This window comes from Gordonia polyisoprenivorans NBRC 16320 = JCM 10675, assembly GCF_000241325.1.
Classification (GTDB): Bacteria; Actinomycetota; Actinomycetes; order Mycobacteriales; family Mycobacteriaceae; genus Gordonia; species Gordonia polyisoprenivorans.
The window spans coordinates 276,504-296,112 of sequence record NZ_BAEI01000087.1; the positions used below are offsets into that span (position 1 = coordinate 276,504).

Genomic DNA, 19,609 nt, shown 5'->3' on the forward strand with positions numbered 1-19,609 from the left:
CGCTATGACCCGGCGCTGACCCGAATCCCGGCCAGCCGCAACGCTTCCCGCACCTCGCGGGCGTGTCCGACGGCGCCGGGGGTGTCGCCGTGCAGGCAGATCGACTCGGCGTCGACGCGCAGCACCGAACCGTCGACGGCCACCACGGTGCCCTCGGACACGAGCCGTACGACGCGCTGCGCGATCTCGCGGCTGTCGGTGAGCACGGCGCCCGGCTCGGTGCGCGGCACCAGGGTGGCGTCGGGGGTGTAGGCGCGGTCGGCGAACGCCTCGGCGATGACGGGGAGTCCGGCGTCGCGGGCACGGTGCAGCACCGGCGATCCCGCAAGCCCCATCAACGGCAGGGTGGCGCCGAGCTCGCGCAGCGCGTCGATGACGGCGTCGGCCTGCCGGGTGTGGTGCACGATCGAGTTGTACAGCGCGCCATGCGGTTTGACGTAGGTGACCTCGACGCCGACAGATCTCGCGAGGCCCTGCAGTGCGCCGATCTGGTAGAGGATGTCGGCGGTGAGTTCGGCCGGGGCGATGTCCATGAACCGCCGGCCGAATCCGGAGCGGTCGGGGTAGGAGACCTGCGCGCCGACGCGTACCCCGGACACCGCGGCACCGCGGCACGTCGCACGCAGTTCGGCGGGAGTGCCGGCGTGGAAGCCGCAGGCGACGTTGGCGCTGGTGACGATCGCCAGCATCGCCTCGTCGTCGCCGACGCCCTCACCGAGGTCGGCGTTGAGGTCGACCGACCGCCCGACCTCCTGCCCGGCGGGCACACGCACAGTGTTCGACGTCACTGCCGCATTGTAGATTCGACAGCATGGGAGTTCCGAACACCGCAGTGGCCGACACCAGGGTCTCGACCGCGGAGGGGATCGTGTCCGGGGTCCGCGGCCGGCGTTCACGGCGCGGCACCGTCGCCTGGCGGGGCATTCCGTATGCGGCGCCGCCGGTCGGCGGTGGACGTTTTGACGCCCCGCAACCGGTGGCCCCGTGGCCCGGCGTGCGGCGCTGCGAGAACTTCGGCGACGCCGCGGTGCAGGACAAACTGCTCACCGCGACCGGCCTCGGACGATTCCAGCCGGTGAGCGAGGACTGCCTGACCCTCAACGTCGTCGCCCCCGACACCGTGGCGAGCGCGCCGCGACCGGTGATGGTGTTCATCCACGGCGGCGCCTACATCCTGGGCACCGCGGCGACCCCGCTCTACGACGGCACGCACCTCGCGCGTGCGCAGGACGTCGTCGTGGTCACCATCCAGTACCGGTTCGGGCCGTTCGGGATGCTCGATTTCAGCGGCTATTCGACGCCGGAACGGCACTTCGACGAGAACCCCGGTCTCAAGGACCACATCGCCGCCCTGCAATGGGTGCAGCGCAACATCGCGGCCTTCGGCGGCGATCCCGACAACGTCACCATCTTCGGCGAGTCCGCCGGGGGGACCTCGGTGTTGTGCCTGCTCGCCGCGCCCGGCGCACGCGGACTGTTCCACCGGGCGATCGCCGAGAGCCCGGCCACCGACCTGGCGATCTCCCGCGAGAGCGCCGCGTTGTTCGCCGACGAGTTCCTGCGCCTGCTGGCCGATCCGAACCGGCGCAGCACCGACGCCACCAGCCCGCGCGAGCCGATCGACCCGCACGAGGCGGCCCGGCGCCTCGACGCCGCCACCCCTGAGGAACTCCACCGCGCCGGCGGTCGGCTGATGGGCTTCGCCCGCCACGCCGACAGTGTCGAACCGACCCCGTTCGGACCGGCCTACGGCGTGCCGTCCCTACCGCAGTCGCCGTATGCCGCGGCCCGCGACGGCAACACCGCGCCGGTCCCGCTGATCATCGGCACCAACCGCGACGAGGGCAAACTCTTCGACAAGTTCTGGAATCTGCTGCCCGACACCCAACGCACCCTGCTGGCCATCCAGGACGAGACCGCGCGCGACGAGATCATGAACCAGTACGCCGGCGGCCCCGACGACCAGTTGCGGCTGACCGCCGACAGCATCTTCTGGGCTCCGGTCACCGCCTTCGCCGACGCTCATCGCGCGGTGGCACCGACGTATGTGTACCGCTTCGACTTCCATACGCGTGCCCTCGCGCGCGCCGGACTCGGCGCCACGCACGCAACCGAGTTGTTCGCGGTGTTCGGCGGATATCGGATGCCGGTGTTCGCCGGGCTGGCGACGGCCGACTGGCGCGCCGCGGGCGCGATGGTCGACGAGATGCAGTCCCGGTGGGGCGATTTCGCTCGCGGGCGGCCTCCCGGGCCGGATTGGCCCGCCTACGACGCGGCGCATCGGCCGGTGATGGTGCTCGACCGCACCAGCCACGTCGAGTCCGACCCGGACGCGTCGCGCCGGCAGGCGTGGGATCGGGGGCGTCAACTCCTCGTCGCGTCCGGCGGTTCACCGGAGGCGCCGTCCGACGTCGCCGCGCTCGACGTCTGAGCAGCCGGGTCTCCCGGCGGTCACGGAATCCAGCGATCACGGAGTCCAGCGGTCACGGAGTCCGGTGATTTACGGAGTCCACTGACTCGGCGGGTCCGACATCAGGAACGACAGCACCAGCGGATTGAACAGTTCCGGTGACTCGATCGGCAGGATGTGCGTGCCGGGGAGAATCGCGAGCCGTCCGCGGGGCAATGTGCGGGACAATTCCAGGCTCTGTTCGAGGTGCACCACGCCACGGTCGGCGGCGACGACCAGCACGGGTGCGTCGACTTCGGCGAACTCGGTGACCGCGTAGTCCGGTCCGTTGATCAGGAAGTCCTCGGTTTTCGCGTACACCGTGTCGAAATGCTCTGGGCCGTCCGGGCTTTCCTCGTTGTAGGTGCCGCGCAGGAAGTCGACCAGATCCGGATCCCGATCGGTCATCCGGGAGAAGAACTCGGGCGCGTCGCGTCCTGCGGAGTTGATGTAGTTGCAGGTGAGTACGACCCGGGACACCAGATCGGGGCGCACCCGCGCGGCGAGGAGCGCGAGCATCGCGCCGTCGCTCCAGCCGACCAGATTGGCCGGCACCCCGACCGCCGTCTCGAGATAGGAGACGATCTGGGCGAGCATCGCATCCATCGACCACGGCCCGGCGATGTCCGGACTGTGGCCGTGGCCGCTGCGTTCGGGAACGAACAGATGCAGACCGGCATCGGTGAATCCGGCGATCTGCGCACCCCACGTCGCCGCCGACGCGAAGGCGCCGTGTAACAGAACCGTCGGCGCCCCGGCCGGGTCGCCGCCGACGAAGTGCCAGATCAGGGCGCCGTCGACGTCGATGTAGCAGCCGGCGTCGACGCGGTCGCCGACGCGGATCCCGGAACGGGTCATCGCGGATGTCGGGGACATGGCGCGCTGCGTCGGAGGAGGAACTCGGTGGGCATGGCGCCCATGCTCCCAGAGTCCCCGTAGCGCGGTGAGAACGTTTGAGAGTCGAAACGGCATCGGTCCGCCCGCGGACGAGCCGCGCGCCACGCGCCCGCCGTGTGTCGCCCGACCGAAGGCGCACATGCGGCGGTCTTTACCGATACGGTGACTTCACCAGACTCGATAAACCGCGAGAATTCTCGGGAGATCGCGTCATCGAGAAATGCCGGCCGTCGAAGGAACCCATGATCTTTCGTGTGCGCGTCACCCCCATTGTCCGCGCAGTGACTGTGTGCCTGCTCGTCCTCGGGCTCGCCGCCGGGCCTGCGGCATTCGTCCACGCGGCGCCGGGCGACCCGCCACCACCGATGTCCCTCGAACAGATCGGCTCGTCACCGACCATCACCTTTCCCGGCCAACAGGGGGAGGTGTCGCTGTCGATTCCGGTGCCCGACAATCTGAATCCCGACGAACTGCGTGGCACGGTGTCGTTGCCGTCGTTCGTCACCGGCGGCACCGTCGACGTCATGCAAGGGTCGCGGTTGATCTCGCGGACCCCGATCCCGAACGCACCGAACGCGCAGATCGTCCTGCCACTGGCCGGTGTCACCGTCAGCGCAGACGCCGCAGACATCACGTTGCGCGCCTATCTGACCGTTCAGGGAATCTGCCAATTCGAGCCCGACAATGCATTCACCCTCTCCGGTGCGGTGGTGTCGTTCACCGGGCGAGAATCCATTCCGCAGACCGTCGCGCAATTCCTGCCGCCGATTCTTCGGCAATTGACCCTCGTCATTCCCGACGACGTGAAGCAGGCCGAGGGCGCAGCGGCCGTGGACCTCGCCGCGGCTGTCGTCGCGCACTACGGAACCGCGTCGGTGCCGGTGACCACCGTCGCGCGTCCCCGCTCGGATCTCACACCGCCCACGGCTCCCGGGCCGCTCGAACGTCAGATCGTCATCGACTCGTCGGCACCGGCGGGGCTGTCGTTGCGCAGCGGCCCGCAGGGCTCGGCGTATCTCGTCGTCGGGGGTCCCGCCGATCAGCTCGTCGCCCAGGCGCGCATGCTGACCAGCAATCTCGCCTCGATCGCCGCGAGTTCGTCGGCGGTTGGCGGCCCCCTCTTCGACGCCCCGCAGCTCGCGCCGGACGTGCAGACCCTCGCCGATCTCGGCATCGGTGACCAACAGGTCGTCTCCAACACCTGGCCGTCGATCTCGGTGGGGATCGATCAGACCCGGTTGGGCCGTCCGTCCAAGAACATCCGGATCCAGCTGATCGGCTCCTACGCACCGGCCGGTGGTGACAACGCCGTGATCTCGGTGCGCATCGGCCGGCGGGTCATCGCAACACTGCCGACGGACTCCTCGGGGACCTTCAACAGCTGGGTCGACCTGCCCGACAACGCGGTCACCCGCTTCACCCAGCTCACCGTCACGCTCGAGCGCGGCGGGGTGAACGAGGGCTGCGGGAACGGCTCGCGCTCGAGTCTGTCGTTGAGTTCGGCCGGCGAGATCACCAGCGACGTCGCCGATCCGCCGCAACCGGCCGGACTCGGATCGGTCCCCGAATCGTTGATGCCGTGGGCCAAGCTGGCCTGGACCAAGGGCGATGTCGGCGACGTCAGCCGCGGTGTGGAGATCGCCGCCGGTCTGCAGCGGCTGTCGGTCGTCCCGCTGGGGCTCGACGTGGTGTCGATGGCCGACGCCGCATCGTCGCAGCAGCCGGCCGTGCTGATCTCGGCCGATGGTCGGGGCCTGCCCGATCTGACCCTGCCGGTCAGCTCGTCGGGCGGCACGGTGACGGTGCATGCCGCGAGCGGGTCGTCGGCGCAGATCACCCTGACCCCGGCGCTGCGGTACGGATCGTTGCAGGCGACGCAGTCCGGCGACCGGACCGTCCTGGTGGCGACGTCCACCGGGGACGGCTCCGATCTCGATGACCTGCTGCGCTGGCTCGACGACGACAACCGGTGGACATCGATCTCCGGGGATGCGCTGATCAAGGTGCGTGATCAGGACCAGGTCTACGTCGACGCCGCGGCGTCGACCCCGCGTCCGTCGGCGTCGTCGGGGCTCGGTACGGGTGCGACGATCGGCATCATCGTCGGCGTGCTCGTCGCCGCGGTCGTGGTGGCCGGCGCGGTGATCCTGGTGCTGCGTCGCCGCCGGTCCGCCGCCGGTGTAGCCGACAGCGCCCCGGACGAGCGGTGATGGTCCCACCATGACGGTGACCGAGCCGACCACCCCGCCGCCGGCGCCCGCCCGGCCGGGTGTGTCGCTGCGCCCGGCCGACCATCCGTCGGTGGTGCTCGCGGTGCGCTGGCTGGTTCTGGCCGCGCTCACCGCCATCGCCTTCCGGGTCACCATCCTCGCGGTGCTGGCGGAGATGCGTGCGCTCACGCTCATCATCTACGTCCCGGTGCTGCTGGCGCTGGTGCTGATCGCGGCGATCGGCAAGTCCTGGCGTCCCACCCCGGAACCGCCGATCTACGACCGGCAGACCGACACCATCGTCGGGGCGATCGTGTTGCTGTTGTCGGTGTCGGTGCAGTTCATGGTCAATCCCCGATACTCGCAGGCCTACATCACCGCGCACATGGACCTGCTGGCGTTGTGGTTGTTCGTGCTCGGCGGGGCGATCGTGATGTTCGGTCTGCGACCGGTGATGCGGTTCCGGTGGACCTGGGCGCTGGCGCTACTGATCTGGCCGGTACCGATGCGGGTGGTGATCCTCACCGCGGGCGGCGGCCCGGTCGCCGCGGGCGCGGTGATGGTCGTCGTCGCCGCGATCGCGACACTCATCGCCGTCGGACGCAACCGTCGCCGGGCCTTCATCGGCGCCGTACTGTCGTTGGTCACCGGACTGGTGATCCTGATCGTGATGCACGTCTATGTCGAAGGCCTGCAGCGAATTCTGCTGGTGGTGGTGCCTGCGGTGGCCGCGGCGCTGATGTCGTCGCTGGTGATGTACTTCGACTACCGCAACCGGCATCGGCTGGGCTGGTCGCCACTGGGACGCAACGTCCATCCGCCGACGCTGGCCCGGGTCCGCAGGCCCGGGCTGTTGTTGCTGCTGGCGACCGTTGTCATCGCCTTCATCCCGGTTCCGGTGACGGCGTCGAGCTGGCCGAGCGCGACGATTCCGGGCATGTCGGTGGGTGTGCCGCTGGCCCTGCCCGCCGACTGGCGGCAGGAGTCGGTCAGTCGGTACGACTGGGCGGAGCGCTTCTACAGCTCGGGATCGGTGATGTACCGGCAGATGGTCGTGCAGCGGCTGGGCAGTTCCCGGTTCGACAAGCAGTCCCGGCCGCGGCGGGTGGCCGTCGACTCCGTGGACACCGGGCGGCCGCTGTCGCTGCAGACCTACCCCTACATCTTTCGCTACGACATGGTCGGCGACCGGTTCGGTCCCTCGGTGGAGGTGCCCATGCCGCACGGTGTGCGCGCCTGGATGTGGACGGTGATCGACGACACCCGCTACCTCAGCTACACCGTCGTGTCGTGGTGGTGGAACAACGGTGACCTCACCCAGCAGGTCGTGCTGTGGTCGGTCGACAACCACGAGACCGACGCCTACTTCCCGGCGCCGACGTACACCGTGGTCGGCAACGTCAACACCATGTTCACCGTGCTGTTCCGCGGGAACGCGGCCATCCGCGACACCACACCCACCTACAAGGACCGGGATCTGTTGGTGCGCTTGGCCGCCGGCATCGTCGACGCGCAGGTCGAGGCGGCCGGACGGGAGGCCGGGACTTGAGTGCCGAGGACACCGGAGCGCCCGTGCGGGCCCGGCATCGCTCCGAGGCCGATCCGCGGAGCCGTTGCACCCGGCCGACGCGTCCGGTCGCCGAGTTGCTCGTCGACGAGGACTATCGGCAGCAGGCCCTCTACGACGCGGTCGAACGGCTCCGCGACGCCGACGCCGACGCCTCGGCATCCACCGCGTTCTCCCGGCCACAGAAGTACGGCGGCCTGGCCCTGCTGCTCGTCATCGTCGTGTTGGTCGGCTTCTTCCCGATCCCGACGCTGGCAATGCTGATCGGCATCGCCACCGTCGCCTACGTGGTCACGCTGATCGACCGGCTGGTCATCTTCCGACGCGGCCTGGTCAACGGGGCCATCGCCGTCTCCGACGAGCAGGCCCGCGCCCTGTCCGACGACGACCTGCCGCCCTACACCGTGCTCGTGCCCGCCTATGGCGAACCCGAGGTCGTCGGCGACCTCATCAAGGCGGTCGAGTCGATCGAGTATCCGCAGGACAAGTTGCAGGTGCTCCTGCTGCTCGAGGAGGACGACGAACCGACCATCCGGGCCGCGCGTGCGATGGAGGACGAGGGCGGCGTGGTGACGGTGGTGCTCACCCCACCGGCGCAGCCGCGCACCAAACCCAAGGCGTGCAACTACGGTCTGCACTTCGCCACCGGCGACATCGTCACCATCTTCGATGCCGAGGACAAACCCGATCCGCTCCAATTACGCAGGGCGGTTTGGGTTTTCCGAAACATCGGCGACGACTCGGTGGTGTGCGTGCAGGGCAAGCTCAGCTTTCACAACGCCACCGACAACCTGTTGACCCGCTGGTTCACCGCCGACTACGGCATCTGGTTCGGGTTCCTGCTGCCCGGCATGATGGTCAGTCGCGCCCCGATCCCGTTGGGCGGCACGTCCAATCACTTCCTGCGCAACGTGCTCGACGACATCGGTGCGTGGGATCCGTTCAACGTCACCGAGGACGCCGACCTCGGCGTGCGCATCGCCGACAGCGGATACCGCACCGCCGTGCTGGATTCGGTGACCCTCGAAGAGGCCAATGTCGATGCGATCAACTGGGTTCGGCAGAGATCGCGCTGGTACAAGGGTTACATGCAGACGTGGCTGGTGCACATGCGTCACCCGATCACGTTGTGGCACATCCTCGGTCCGGTGGCGTGGGTCCGATTCACCTTCCTCATCGCGGGCACCCCGCTCATCGCGTGCATGAACATGGTCTTCTGGTTGATCCTGATCATGTGGATCGCCGGCCAGCCACCCGTTGTCGCGCACCTGTTCTGGGGTCCGATCTACTATCTGTCGTTGCTCTCGCTGGTCTTCGGCAACGGCTCGGCGCTCTACATGAACCTGATGGCCATCCGCGAGGACGACCGCAGCGAACTGGTGGGTTCGGCACTGCTGGTCCCGGCGTACTGGATTCTGATGAGCATCGCCGCGATCAAGGGGATGTGGCAGATCCTGTTCAATCCGTCGTACTGGGAGAAGACGGTGCACGGGTTGGCTTCTGGCGGCGAGGAGACCGGTTCGGGTGGTGGCGCATGACCCGAAATCGGGTGCTGGTGCTGTTCGTGGCGATGTTCGCGCTCTACTGCGGGGTGGGCCTGTACCTGGCGGTCGATGTGCACCTGTACTTCGGCGACGCACTCTCGCGGGTGCAGTCCGCACAGTCGGTGTTGTTCAGTCGCAGTCCGCATCTGGCGGCCATCGGATTCGTCTTCACGCCGCTGACGGCGATCGTGCAACTCCCGCTCACCGCACTGACCCCGTGGATTCCGCAGATGACCACCGACGCGGTCTCGGCGGTGATCATGTCCTCGGCGTTCATGGCCGGATCGGTGATCCAGGTGTCCGGGGTCGCCCGCGACCGCGGCCTCGATCCGGTGGTGGCGACGCTGGCGACCGCGTGTTACGCGCTGAACCCGATGATCGTGCTCTACGGCGCCAACGGCATGAGCGAGGCGCCCTACCTGTTCTGCCTCGCGTGGGCGGCGCGGCGGCTCATGCGATGGGTCGACACCGATGACGTCCACGAATTGGCGGTCGCCGGAATAGCATTGGCGTTGAGCTACCTCACTCGCTACGACGGTGGTGCGGCGGCGCTGGCGAGCACGATCGGGGTCGCCTGGGTCAGTTTCTTCCGCGCCGATCGCACCAAACGGGTCAGTCGTACCTTCCTCGACGCCGTGCTGGTGGCCGCGCCGTCCGGTGTGGCATTCATCGCATGGGCCTTCACCGGTTGGCTCATCACCGGAAATGCGTTCGCGCAGTTCTCCTCCGAATACGGCAACGCCGCCATCATCGAGCAATCCGGGGGCAGTGGCTCCAACGGTGCGGGTGAGGCGCTGCGATTCTCGATGACCGAGTTGGCGATCCTCGCGCCCCTGTTGCCGCTGCTGGCGGTGCTCGTCCTGGTCGTGCGAGCCCGGCACCGCCGTTTGTACGCGGTGTTGGTGCCGCTGGCCATGATCGGCGCGGTGCTCGCGTTCCAGGTCTACACCTACGCACGGGGTTCGACGTTCGGTTTCCTGCGGTTCTACATGACGGTGATCCTGCTCGCCGCACTGGTCTCGCTGTTGGCCGTGCCCGCACGACGCCAGTCGCCGTATCGTCGGCAGGGTCCGCGCACCACTCTGGTGGCCCACTGGACCGGGGGACCGATCCGGCGATACGTGTTCTCCGGCACCATCGCGGTCCTGGTGATGCTGGTGTCGTTGCCCACCACGGCATTCGGGATGACCTCGCCGAAGTACGCGCCGCAGGAGTTCGCGCTGTCGTCGGTGGTGTGGCCGCGCCCGGATTCGGTCTCGCAGCGCCATCTCGACGAACGACGGATCGTGCGCAGCTTCTCCACCGAACGGACCCTCGCCCGCTACCTCGACTCACTCGACCTGCCCGACGGCAGCGTGCTCACCGACACCGTCTACGGATTCGCCGTCGTCGTGCAGTCGCGACGGCCCAAACAATTCGTGATCCCGTCCGACTCCGACTTCGTCGAGGTCCTCAACGACCCCAAATCCGCAGGGGTGCAATACATGCTGGCGGTACCCGCGTCCGGACGAGGCCTGTCCGACGCCCTCAATCAACGCTATCCGACGCTCTACGAGAACGGTGCGCAGATCGCCGTGCGGGTCCTCGACGTGCGCAACCAGGGGGCCGACCTGCCCGACTGGCGGGTGTACCGGGTGACCGGGAGTCGGTCGGGCTGAGGGACACCGATCGAGCGACGTGGGGCGACTCAGACGATCGCCTGGTCGACGACCCGCCACGCGGGGTCGTCGTAGCCGATGTCGTAGGTGCATTCGTCGGGGCGCGGATCGGGGACGAACGCCCACAGCAACACCCCGGCGACACCTTCTCGCCGGATGTCGGCGAGGCGGGTGCGTAGTTCGGCGGCGCGGGTCGAGATCGACAGGCACGAACCGGCCTTGATGCCGAGTTCGTTGACGACGATCGGCTTGCCGAGGCGGTCCGCCAACGCGATTCGCGCGCTTAGGTCGCTGCCCGCGGGTGGGATGCCCTCGTCGTTGCGATAGTCGTGGTAGTCGAGTACGTCGAGATGCGGAGACTGCGCGACGATGTCCATGTCGGTGCCGGTGGTGCCGCATTGGTCGCCGCCGGTGAAGCCGGCGAACATGGGGTGGCGCCGATCGATGTCGCGCAAGGCGGCCCCGGCGGCATCGAAGAAGTCGCGCAGAACCTGCGCCGCGCCGGGTTGGCAGGTGCGGTGTGCCAGGTCGCAACCGCCTGCGCCGCAGCTGCTGGTCTCCGGCTCACCGACGAGTTCCCAACCGGCGAGCGATGTTTCGCCGGCCCAGCGCTTCACCGCGATCGACATCCAGTCGGCGTAGGTCATCCCACCGACGGCGCGGGTGGTGCGCCATCCGTCGGTGTACCAGGACCGGTCCTTGAACACCCCGTCCTCGCAATCGCCCGACGAGCCGGTCAACACCGGCAGCACCATCTGGTGGTGCCGCTTGGCGGCTGCGAACACGGCATCGAGCGGGCCGAAATCCAGTCCGCCGGTGTGTTTGTTGACCGCGAACATCGCATACAGGTTGAAGCGGGTGAGGGCGCGCGGCGGCAGTGCGCCGAAGTAGCGGTCCAGATCCACCTCGGCCCCGCACCCGGCGTTCACCGCCCAGTTGGTGCCGAGCTGATAGGCGTTGAATCCGGAAGGCCACCACGGCGTTCCGTCGAGGTGCAGACCGGTGGGGGTGGTGTCGACACGTCCGGCGAAATGTGTGGTCTCGGCACCGGATTCGGAACCCGGGTTGAGGTAGCTGCAGGCGTTGAGCCCGAACAGGACCACGGCCAGCACCAGGCTGATCACCGTGGTTCGTACGCGAGTGCGACCGTTCGGCACACCGCGCAGCCTACTCCGGTGACTATTGTCGCGGAGGTGAGACGTCAACCGTGGCACCGAATACTCGCTTCCGTCGTCGGCGCCGTTGCCTGCGCCGTACTGCTCGTCGGCGTGGCCGGCTGCGGCGACGAGTCGTCCTCTGCGACGGGTTCGGAGCCGAGCACGTCCCTGTCGCCATCGTCCCCGTCGCCGGATGCTTCCTCGCCCACCGCTTCGTCACCGTCGTCGTGGATCGAGCCGACGGCGTCCCCGACGACCGATCCGGTGCACCTGCCGCCGTACATCGATCACGTGCAGTGGGTGCAGACGCAGGTCGGGCCGAGCCTGCAGATCTATCCGACGCCCTCGGGTCGCAAGACGACCTCCGACAACGGCGCCGACGTCGCGTGGGCCGAGGTGCTCGCGCTGGCGCCCAACGCCGACACCCCGGGGATGCGCGCCCAGTTCGACTGCCACTGGACCTACGCGCGGATCGTCGCGCCCGACAAGCCGAGCTGGAACATCGAACCCGACCGCCCGGTGGTGTCGCAGCAGGAGATGATCAACACGATGTGCAACCCGGGCGGGCCGGAGGAGTGACACCTCGGTGCCGGTGGTGGGGTCAGGTGCGGGTGGCGTGTGTCCGCCGGGAGCCGATCGCCCGGCACACGAGGTAGATCACGAACGAGATCGTGGTGACGAACACCGACACCGGTAGTTGCGGCGCCAACGAGAGCAGCAGTCCGCCGACCGCCGCGATCTCGGCGAACAGCACCGACAGCACCAGCACGACCGTCGGGTTGGCGCTCAGGCGCGCGGCGGCGGCGCCGGGGGTGATCATCAGCGACATCACCAGCAGCGCCCCGATGATCTGCACACCCTGCGCGGCGGCGAGGCCGACGAGGATCGCGAACACCACCGACAGCACCCGCATCGGCACGCCGCGCGCCTGCGCGACCCGGGGGTCCAGCGAGGCGAACAAGAGCGGACGGTAGATGACGGCGAGCACCACCAGCACCACGGCGGTGGTGATCGCGATGGCGGTCATCCCGTGCACGCCGACACTGACGACCTGCCCGGTCAGCAGCGCGAACCCGGCACCGATGCGGCCGTAGAGCGCCAGGAACAGCACGCCCAATCCCAATCCGAAGGCCATCACGACGCCGATCACCGAATCGCGTTCGCGGGCACGATTTCCCATGAATCCGAAGACGGCGGCGGCGAGGACCGCGCCGATCACCCCGCCGAGATTGATGCTGACACCGGCGAGCAACGCGGCGGCGGCGCCGGTGACCGACAGTTCGCTGGCACCGTGGACCGCGAACGACATCTGCCGCGACACGATCAGTGGGGCGAGGACGCCGGAGAGTGCGCCGAGCAGCGCCAGCGCGATGAGCGCCTGCCAGACGAAGTCGTAGTGCAGCAGTCGCGCGGTCTCGGCGAAGTCCCAGAAGTCGCGGAGTTCGACGTCGGCGGCCACGACGGTACGGGCGGCCAGAACGGTACTCACAGGCCCGGATGCTCCTCGTCGGCGTGGCAGTGTGCGATGCCCTCTTCGCCGCCGACGACGAGGAGGCGGCCGTTGACGCGCACCACCTCGACGTGACTGCCGTAGAGCGCCGAGAGTGTCGCCGTCGTCATCACCTTCTCCGGCGGCCCCGCGAGGAACTGGCCGCCGACGAGGTAGAGCACCCGGTCCACATACGGCATCACCGGGTTGATCTCGTGCGTCACCAGGACCACTGCGGTGTGCGCGGTGCGCCGGCGACGGTCGATGAGTTCGACGACGCGTTCCTGGCTGGCCGGGTCGAGGCTGGCCAGCGGCTCGTCGCAGAGCAGCAGCTGCGGATCGGTGGTCAGTGCCTGCGCCACCCGCAATCGTTGCTGTTCACCGCCGGAGAGCAGCCCGACCGGGGCATCGGCGTAGGCGGTCGCACCGACCTCGGCGAGTGCGGCGTCGACGATGCGTCGGCGTTCGCGTCGCCCGCGCAGACCGACACCCCACCGCGCCCCGTCGACGCCGAATCCGACCAGGTCGCGGGCACGCAGGGCCATGGTGTCGGCGTCGTCGGCGTGCTGCTGCGGGATGTAGCCGACGGCGTCGGTGACGTCGAGGTCACCGGCGCTCAACGGGTACTGGCCGAGCAGGGTGCGCAGGAACGACGTCTTGCCCGAACCGTTCGGACCGAGGACGGCGACGAACTCGCCGGCCTCGATCGTCAGGTTCAGGTCGTCCCAGAGCACCCGCTCGCCGAAGGCGAGCCGCGCGTGGCGAAACGAGGCGACCGGGATCGGCGTTGCGGGGCTCGGGGTGGCGGGGATCGGGCTGGTCATCAGGCTCCGGACGAGTTCAACGCATTCGCGAGGGCCTCGACCTGACCGCGCTGCCAGACGACGTAATCGCTGACACCGTCGGGCAGCGTTTCGGTGAACTTCACGACCGGTACTTTCGCACCTTGGGCGACGGTGAGCAACGCCTCGGTCACCGTGTCGACGGCCTGGGTGTTGTAGATGAAGGCCTTCACGGTGCGGGAGGTGAGCAGGTCCTGTAGGGCGGCGCGGTCGGCGGCCGAGGGTGACTGACCCTCCTCGACGGCTGCGGTGAAGCCGGCGGGGGAGACGTCGGAGAGTCCGGCCTCGGTGAGCAGGTAGCCGGCCAGCGGTTCGGTCTGGGCGACCTTGGTCCCGTTGTGGGCGGCCTTGATCTGGCTCACCTGATTGCGGACGGCGGCGAGTTCGGTGTTGAAGCGCAGGGCATTGGTGCGGTAGGTCTCGGCGTGAGCGGAGTCCTTGGCGGCCAACGCCTCACCGAGCTTGGTGGCGACCTGTCCGACGACGGCCAGGTTGTAGAAGACGTGCTCGTTGACCTCGTGCGAGTGACCCTCGTCGGTGCCGGTCTCTTCGGTGGACTCCTCGTGACCGCCCTCCATGATGTCGAAGGCGTTGATCACCGTGCCGGAACTGTTCTTGGCGGCCTGCTCCATGTACTCGTCGTAGTGGCCACCGTTCATGAGGATCACCGAGGCGTCGGCGACCTTCGCGGTGTCCGACGCCGACGGCTCGAACTCGTGCGGGTCGTCGGCGCTGTTGGTGAACAGCGCGGTGACCTCGGCGTCGTTTCCGGCCACCGCGGAGGCCACCGAACCCCACACGTTGGTCGAGGTGACCACGGTCGGTTTGCCGCCACTCGACGAGCCGCCGCCGTCGTCCGAACAGCCCGACAGGACCAGGGCCGCGGCGGTCAGCAGACCTGCGGAGGCGACCAATGCACGCTTCATGGAGTAGCACCCTTCGCGAAAACGACAATCGTTACCGAATGCAGTGTAGGGGACGGCATTCGTCGCGACGAATCGGCGCCCGTTCGCCGGTGGGTGCGGTTTACGCGGGAGGGTGCGAAGGAAGGACGACCGGCACGACGAAGCGGGTGAGCAGGTCGCGTTCGGTGTCGGCGTCGGGCGCGGGGGCGGCCAGCAGGGAGACCATCACCCGCACCAGCCAGCCGGCTCGATCGGAGAGGTCGGTGTCGGGGAGTTCGTTGTCACCGAGTTCGTTGTCACCGAGTTCGGGTGCCAGCCGGGCGAGGATGCCGGTGGCCAGGGCGTCGATCGCCGGCGAGAGCAGCGCCAGCTGGGTCGACGTGCCGGCCATCTCGGCGTCGAACCATGCCGACAGAGCCGGGTTCCGGCGCACCCCGGACAGTGCGGTCTCGATCGCGGCGACCAGCCGATCGGCCGGTGTGCCGACCGCGCCGATGCGTTCGGCGACGTCGGTGCCGATGATCGTCGCCGTGCGCTCGACGTAGGCGGCCAGCAGGCGGTCGCGACCGGGGAAGTGGCGGTAGAGGGTGGCGCGCGAGCAGCCCACCGCGTCGGCCACGTCGCGCATGGTCACCGAGGCCACCCCGCGGGCGACGAACAGCGACTCGGCGGTGTCGAGGATGCGCGTGGCCGCCAGGTCGGCGCGGTCGGCGGCCAGCCAGTCGGTGGGCGAGGTCATCGGTGGACCGGGCCGCTCCGGAACGGGACGCAGGTCGGTCGTCGGACGTAATGTCCTGCCGCCCATTCGATTCCGTCGACATCGACCTCGAACTCGGGGAACCGGGCCAGGAGTTCGGTGAGCGTGACGTCGGCCGCCATCCGCGCGGCGGCCGCGCCGAGGCAGTGGTGGTCGCCATGGCTGAAGGTGAGGATGCCGCGCGGTCGACGCGTGACGTCGAGGGCCTCGGCGTCGGCGCCGAAGACCTCCGGGTCACGGTTGGCCGCGGCGTAGCAGAGCAGCACCTTGCGGCCGGCGGGGATCTCGACCGGACCGTCGGGGGTGTCGTAGCGCACCGGACGGGTCGTCGAGCGGCATAGCCCCTGCACCGGGGAGGTCAGTCGCAGCAGCTCTTCGACGGCGTCGCCGATGAGTGAGGGGTCGGCGACGAGTTGTGCACGCTGATCGGGATGTTCGGACAGTAGCGCCAGCGAGCCGCCCAGCAAGCCCGTCGTGGTGTCGTTGCCGCCGGCGATCATGGTGAACACGAACGCGAGGATCGAGACGAGGCCGGCGTCGTCGTCGGCGCGTCCGGCGGCGACGAGGGTGGAGACGGTGTCGGAGCCGGTGGCGCCTTCGGTGCGGCGCTGCGCGATGAGGTCGGCGAAGTAGCCGAGGAGTTCGCCGGTCGCGGCGCCCGCGGTCCCCGCACCCGGGTCGGCGGTCCCGCCGACTGCGCCGACAATGGCCTCGGTCCACTCGTCGAATCGTGCCCAATCCTTCTCCGGCACACCGAGATAATGCGCGACCAGCATGCTCGGCAACGGTTTGAGGAGCAGGTGTGCGATGTCGACGGGGGTGGCGGGTCCGTGATCGGCGATTTCGTCGAGGCGGGTGGTCACGAAGTCGTGGATCCGCGGCCGGATCGACTGCACCTGACGAGGGGTGAAGCCGCGCGCGACCAGAGCGCGGAAGGCGGTGTGGCCGGGCGGGTCCTGCATGACCATCGGTGGGTTGTCGGCCATGCCGATGGCCTCGATCTCACCGTCGACGACGGTGAGTCCCGCCGCCGAGGAGAACGTCGTCGGGTCGGTGGCCGCGGCCATGACGTCCGCATGCCGGGTCAGAACCCAGAAGTCCGCGCCGGACGGGTCGTCGGTGACGTGATGGACCGGGGACTCGGCACGCAGGCGCGCATACATGCCGAAGGGGTCGCGCCATTGCGCGCCCGAGCGCAGGCGGAAAAGCGGTTCGTGAGACGTTGCAGTCGTCATGTAGTGATAGTGAGACACTCTTGCCAATGTGTCAACGTCCGAGTCGAGAACTGTGGGGCATGTGGACCACACACGGTGGGTGGTCGTGGCCGTCCGGACGGGGGCGCTGACCCGAGGCGTCGCCGTGTGCTTCTCTAAGCTGAAGGGATGAGCTCGTCACGGCCCCGGCGCATCGCGTTGATCTCGGTGCACACCTCGCCGTTGGCGCAGCCCGGTACCGGCGACGCGGGCGGGATGAACGTCTACGTCTGGCAGACGGCGCAGCGTCTGGCCCGGCGTGGGGTGAAGGTCGAGATCTTCACGCGGGCGACGTCCTCGGCGGATGCCCCCACGGTGGCGGCCGCGGACGGGATCACCGTCCGACACATCGTGGCGGGACCGTTCGAGGGGCTCGACAAGCGGGATCTGCCCGCCCAGCTCTGTGCCTTCACCGCGGGGGTGCTGCGCGCCGAGGCGATGCAGCGGCCCGGCTATTACGACCTGATCCATTCGCACTACTGGTTGTCGGGGCAGGTGGGGTGGCTCGCCCGGGAGCGGTGGGGCGTGCCGTTGGTGCATACCGCGCACACGCTGGCTGCGGTGAAGAACGCCTCGCTGGCGAAAGGGGATGCGGCCGAGCCGCGATTGCGGGTGATCGGCGAGCAGCAGGTGGTCGCGGAGGCCGATCGCCTCGTGGCCAACACCGACACCGAACGCAACGAGCTGATCACCATGTACGACGCCGACCCCGGCCGAGTGGATATCGTGACTCCCGGTGCCGATCTCGACTGCTACACACCGGGTTCGCGCTCCGATGCGCGCGCAGAACTCGGACTGCCGGCCGAGGCGAGCATCGTGACGTTCGTCGGTCGTATCCAGCCGCTCAAGGCTCCCGACGTCTTGCTCGCCGCCGCGGCGCCGCTGATCGAGCGGCAGCGGGCGACGGGCCGTCGGCCGGTCCATGTATTGATCGTTGGCGGACCGTCGGGCAGCGGACTCGACCGGCCGACCGCGCTGATCGATCTGGCCGCCGAACTCGGCATCTCCGACGCCGTCACGTTCTTGCCGCCGCAGCCCGCGACGCGCCTGGCGGAGGTCTATCGGTCATCGGATCTCGTTGCGGTGCCCAGTTATTCGGAGAGCTTCGGTCTTGTCGCCATCGAGGCGCAGGCGTGTGGCGTCCCGGTGTTGGCCGCCAACGTCGGCGGACTCGGGGTGGCGGTGGCCGACGGCAGGTCGGGGATGCTCGTGGACGGGCATCAGATCGGGGACTGGACGACCGCGCTGGAGAAAATGCTCAGCAGTTCCGATCAGCTGGCCGCGATGGGACGCCGCGCACGCGAGCATGCCGAACAATTCTCATGGGAGCACACCACCGACGCGCTGTTGGCGAGTTATGCGCGAGCGATGGAATCCTTTGCGGGTAACCGTGTCCCGGCCGTCGGGGTGACCCCACTGGTGCGGGCGACCCGCCGCTGGCGACGCCGTCGGGCGCGGATGCCCCTCTGAGTGATGGTGTCCCGAGAGATTCTCGTGGCCACAACCGTCGAAGCGGAAGGAAGACGATGAGTCACACCGACCACATCGAATTACTCGAAAAGGTGCTCTCCGAACGGGAGATCCCGTTCACCCGTAAGAGTTCCGGCGCAGCCCAGGCCGAGCACATCGTGCTCGAGCTGCCGGGGGAGCGCAAGCTCAAGACGACGGTGCTGCTGACCGCGGGCACCTACGGTGTGCGGGTGGAGGCATTTGTCTGCCGCCACCCCGACGAGAAACTCGAAGAGGTCTTCAAGTTCCTGCTCAAACGCAATCGCCGGCTCTACGGCGTGGCGTACACGATCGACAACATCGGCGACATCTACCTGATCGGCCGGATCTCCGGGGATGCGCTCACCGCCGATGAGGTGGACCGTGTTCTCGGACAGGTACTCGAGGCCGCCGACGGCGACTTCAACGCTCTGCTCGAAATCGGCTTCGCCACCTCGATCCGTCGCGAATGGGCGTGGCGCGTCTCGCGCGGAGAGTCGTTGCGCAACCTGCTCGCCTTCGAGCATCTCATCGACAAGGACTCACTTCCCGAACCCGGAGAACCGTTGCCGGACAGGTACGTTCCCGGCGAAACCTCGGTGATCGACGACGCCTCCGGTAGCTGACCGCTCCACCCGATTCCCGCTGGTCGAAGTACACGGCACCCCTGGCGCCGGGCCTCGGTATCCCCTCCCGCTGGTCGAGGTGAAGGGCTGGAGGGGCGCCGGGCCTTGGTATACCCTCCCGCTGGTCGAGGTGCGAGCCGCGTGCGGCGAGCCTCGAGACCCGGTGAGATGACTAGTATCGCAACCACATCCACCGCCGTGCACCAGCCGCGCCTGCACAGTGGAGCCGCGTACTCATCACTCCCGACGGTCAAGGCGCCGACCTCCTCCGGATCGTCAGCGCCTTCCCCCGCTGGTCGAGAACCTTCCCCCGATGGTCGAACAACCCGCCCTACCGATGCTCGAGAGCCTTCCCCCGATGGTCGAGGTGCCCGGCGCCCCAGCGGCGAGCCTCGAGACCCGGTGAGACAACAAGCCTCCCAACCACATCGAAAGCAAGACAAACGAAACCCACACCCCATACCACACCCCACCGACAGAAAATCAGCGCCGAAACACGTTGTCCACAAGCATAATTAGCCAAAACACCCCTTGCGTCGAACACTCTGGCGAGGTACACTGGACCCCTCACACCGATCAGCCACCGGGGAGGGGCCCATGATCGACACCACCGAAGCTCTTGACATCAAAGGTGTTGACGCCGAAGCAATCTTCGCCGCCATCGTCACCCAACTCAGCGACCTGCAATGGAATCCGGAGATGACCGGGCCACAAGCCTTCGGTGCGATGAAACAAGTACTGCTGCTTCGTAATCTGGTTGATCACCA

Annotated in this window: 16 protein-coding genes and 1 pseudogene; 9 read left to right on the forward strand and 8 right to left on the reverse strand. The window is 68.3% G+C overall.

Going from position 1 to position 19,609, the window contains the following annotated elements; translation table 11 throughout:
- Window positions 1-2 precede the first annotated feature (2 nt).
- Complete coding sequence (locus tag GOPIP_RS24830) at window positions 3-788, reverse strand: LamB/YcsF family protein (protein WP_035728818.1); 786 nt, start codon at window positions 786-788, stop codon at window positions 3-5.
- Window positions 789-811: 23 nt separating this feature from the next.
- On the opposite strand from GOPIP_RS24830, the gene GOPIP_RS24835 reads away from it, so the two are divergent.
- On the forward strand, window positions 812-2,431 hold the full coding sequence (locus GOPIP_RS24835) for a carboxylesterase/lipase family protein (RefSeq protein ID WP_006372610.1): 1,620 nt from the start codon (window positions 812-814) through the stop codon (window positions 2,429-2,431).
- Between the two features lie 69 nt (window positions 2,432-2,500).
- Here GOPIP_RS24835 and GOPIP_RS24840 read toward each other — a convergent pair whose 3' ends face one another.
- A complete protein-coding gene (locus GOPIP_RS24840; RefSeq protein ID WP_006372611.1) occupies window positions 2,501-3,307 on the reverse strand; it encodes an alpha/beta fold hydrolase in 807 nt (268 codons plus the stop codon).
- A gap of 281 nt (window positions 3,308-3,588) precedes the next feature.
- Here GOPIP_RS24840 and GOPIP_RS24845 point away from each other — a divergent pair, with 281 nt between their 5' ends.
- Genes GOPIP_RS24845 through GOPIP_RS24860 form a run of 4 tightly spaced genes read left to right on the forward strand, consistent with a single transcriptional unit; the run spans window position 3,589 to window position 10,325 of the window.
- A complete protein-coding gene (locus GOPIP_RS24845) occupies window positions 3,589-5,556 on the forward strand; it encodes a hypothetical protein (RefSeq protein ID WP_006372612.1) in 1,968 nt (655 codons plus the stop codon).
- Window positions 5,557-5,566: 10 nt separating this feature from the next.
- Window positions 5,567-7,105, forward strand: a complete 1,539-nt coding sequence (locus GOPIP_RS24850) for a hypothetical protein (RefSeq protein WP_006372613.1) — start codon at window positions 5,567-5,569, stop codon at window positions 7,103-7,105.
- 23 nt (window positions 7,106-7,128) lie between these two features.
- Complete coding sequence (locus GOPIP_RS24855) at window positions 7,129-8,661, forward strand: glycosyltransferase (protein ID WP_370530206.1); 1,533 nt, start codon at window positions 7,129-7,131, stop codon at window positions 8,659-8,661.
- Complete coding sequence (locus tag GOPIP_RS24860; RefSeq protein WP_006372615.1) at window positions 8,658-10,325, forward strand: glycosyltransferase family 39 protein; 1,668 nt, start codon at window positions 8,658-8,660, stop codon at window positions 10,323-10,325. The genes GOPIP_RS24855 and GOPIP_RS24860 overlap by 4 nt, the downstream gene beginning before the upstream one ends.
- Before the next feature lie 29 nt (window positions 10,326-10,354).
- Here GOPIP_RS24860 and GOPIP_RS24865 read toward each other — a convergent pair whose 3' ends face one another.
- A complete protein-coding gene (locus GOPIP_RS24865; RefSeq protein WP_238534857.1) occupies window positions 10,355-11,482 on the reverse strand; it encodes a beta-mannosidase in 1,128 nt (375 codons plus the stop codon).
- A gap of 36 nt (window positions 11,483-11,518) precedes the next feature.
- Here GOPIP_RS24865 and GOPIP_RS24870 point away from each other — a divergent pair, with 36 nt between their 5' ends.
- Window positions 11,519-12,061: a DUF2599 domain-containing protein gene (locus GOPIP_RS24870; RefSeq protein ID WP_014358990.1), complete on the forward strand. Its 543-nt coding sequence runs from the start codon at window positions 11,519-11,521 to the stop codon at window positions 12,059-12,061.
- 22 nt (window positions 12,062-12,083) lie between these two features.
- Here the strand turns inward: GOPIP_RS24870 and GOPIP_RS24875 are convergent, their stop codons facing one another.
- From GOPIP_RS24875 to GOPIP_RS24895, 5 genes are all read right to left on the reverse strand, one after another.
- Complete coding sequence (locus GOPIP_RS24875; protein ID WP_006372621.1) at window positions 12,084-12,971, reverse strand: metal ABC transporter permease; 888 nt, start codon at window positions 12,969-12,971, stop codon at window positions 12,084-12,086.
- Window positions 12,968-13,795 (reverse strand): metal ABC transporter ATP-binding protein, encoded by an 828-nt coding sequence (locus GOPIP_RS24880; protein WP_006372622.1) that lies wholly within the window; start codon window positions 13,793-13,795, stop codon window positions 12,968-12,970. The genes GOPIP_RS24875 and GOPIP_RS24880 overlap by 4 nt, the downstream gene beginning before the upstream one ends.
- Window positions 13,795-14,739 (reverse strand): metal ABC transporter solute-binding protein, Zn/Mn family, encoded by a 945-nt coding sequence (locus GOPIP_RS24885; protein ID WP_006372623.1) that lies wholly within the window; start codon window positions 14,737-14,739, stop codon window positions 13,795-13,797. Before GOPIP_RS24885 ends, GOPIP_RS24880 begins: the two co-directional genes overlap by 1 nt.
- Before the next feature lie 100 nt (window positions 14,740-14,839).
- The gene (locus tag GOPIP_RS24890) at window positions 14,840-15,457 is read right to left on the reverse strand and encodes a TetR/AcrR family transcriptional regulator (protein WP_006372624.1); all 618 of its coding nucleotides are present in this window, start codon (window positions 15,455-15,457) and stop codon (window positions 14,840-14,842) included.
- Window positions 15,454-16,710, reverse strand: a complete 1,257-nt coding sequence (locus tag GOPIP_RS24895; RefSeq protein ID WP_035728819.1) for a cytochrome P450 — start codon at window positions 16,708-16,710, stop codon at window positions 15,454-15,456. The genes GOPIP_RS24890 and GOPIP_RS24895 overlap by 4 nt, the downstream gene beginning before the upstream one ends.
- 147 nt (window positions 16,711-16,857) lie before the next feature.
- Between GOPIP_RS24895 and mshA the strand changes: the two genes are divergently transcribed.
- The 3 genes and pseudogenes from mshA to GOPIP_RS29620 form a co-directional block, all read left to right on the forward strand.
- A complete protein-coding gene (mshA, locus tag GOPIP_RS24900) occupies window positions 16,858-18,198 on the forward strand; it encodes a D-inositol-3-phosphate glycosyltransferase (protein WP_020172289.1) in 1,341 nt (446 codons plus the stop codon).
- A gap of 56 nt (window positions 18,199-18,254) precedes the next feature.
- Complete coding sequence (locus tag GOPIP_RS24905; protein ID WP_006372627.1) at window positions 18,255-18,842, forward strand: type III secretion system chaperone family protein; 588 nt, start codon at window positions 18,255-18,257, stop codon at window positions 18,840-18,842.
- A gap of 597 nt (window positions 18,843-19,439) precedes the next feature.
- A pseudogene (locus GOPIP_RS29620) lies at window positions 19,440-19,609 on the forward strand (HNH endonuclease); the annotation flags it as partial.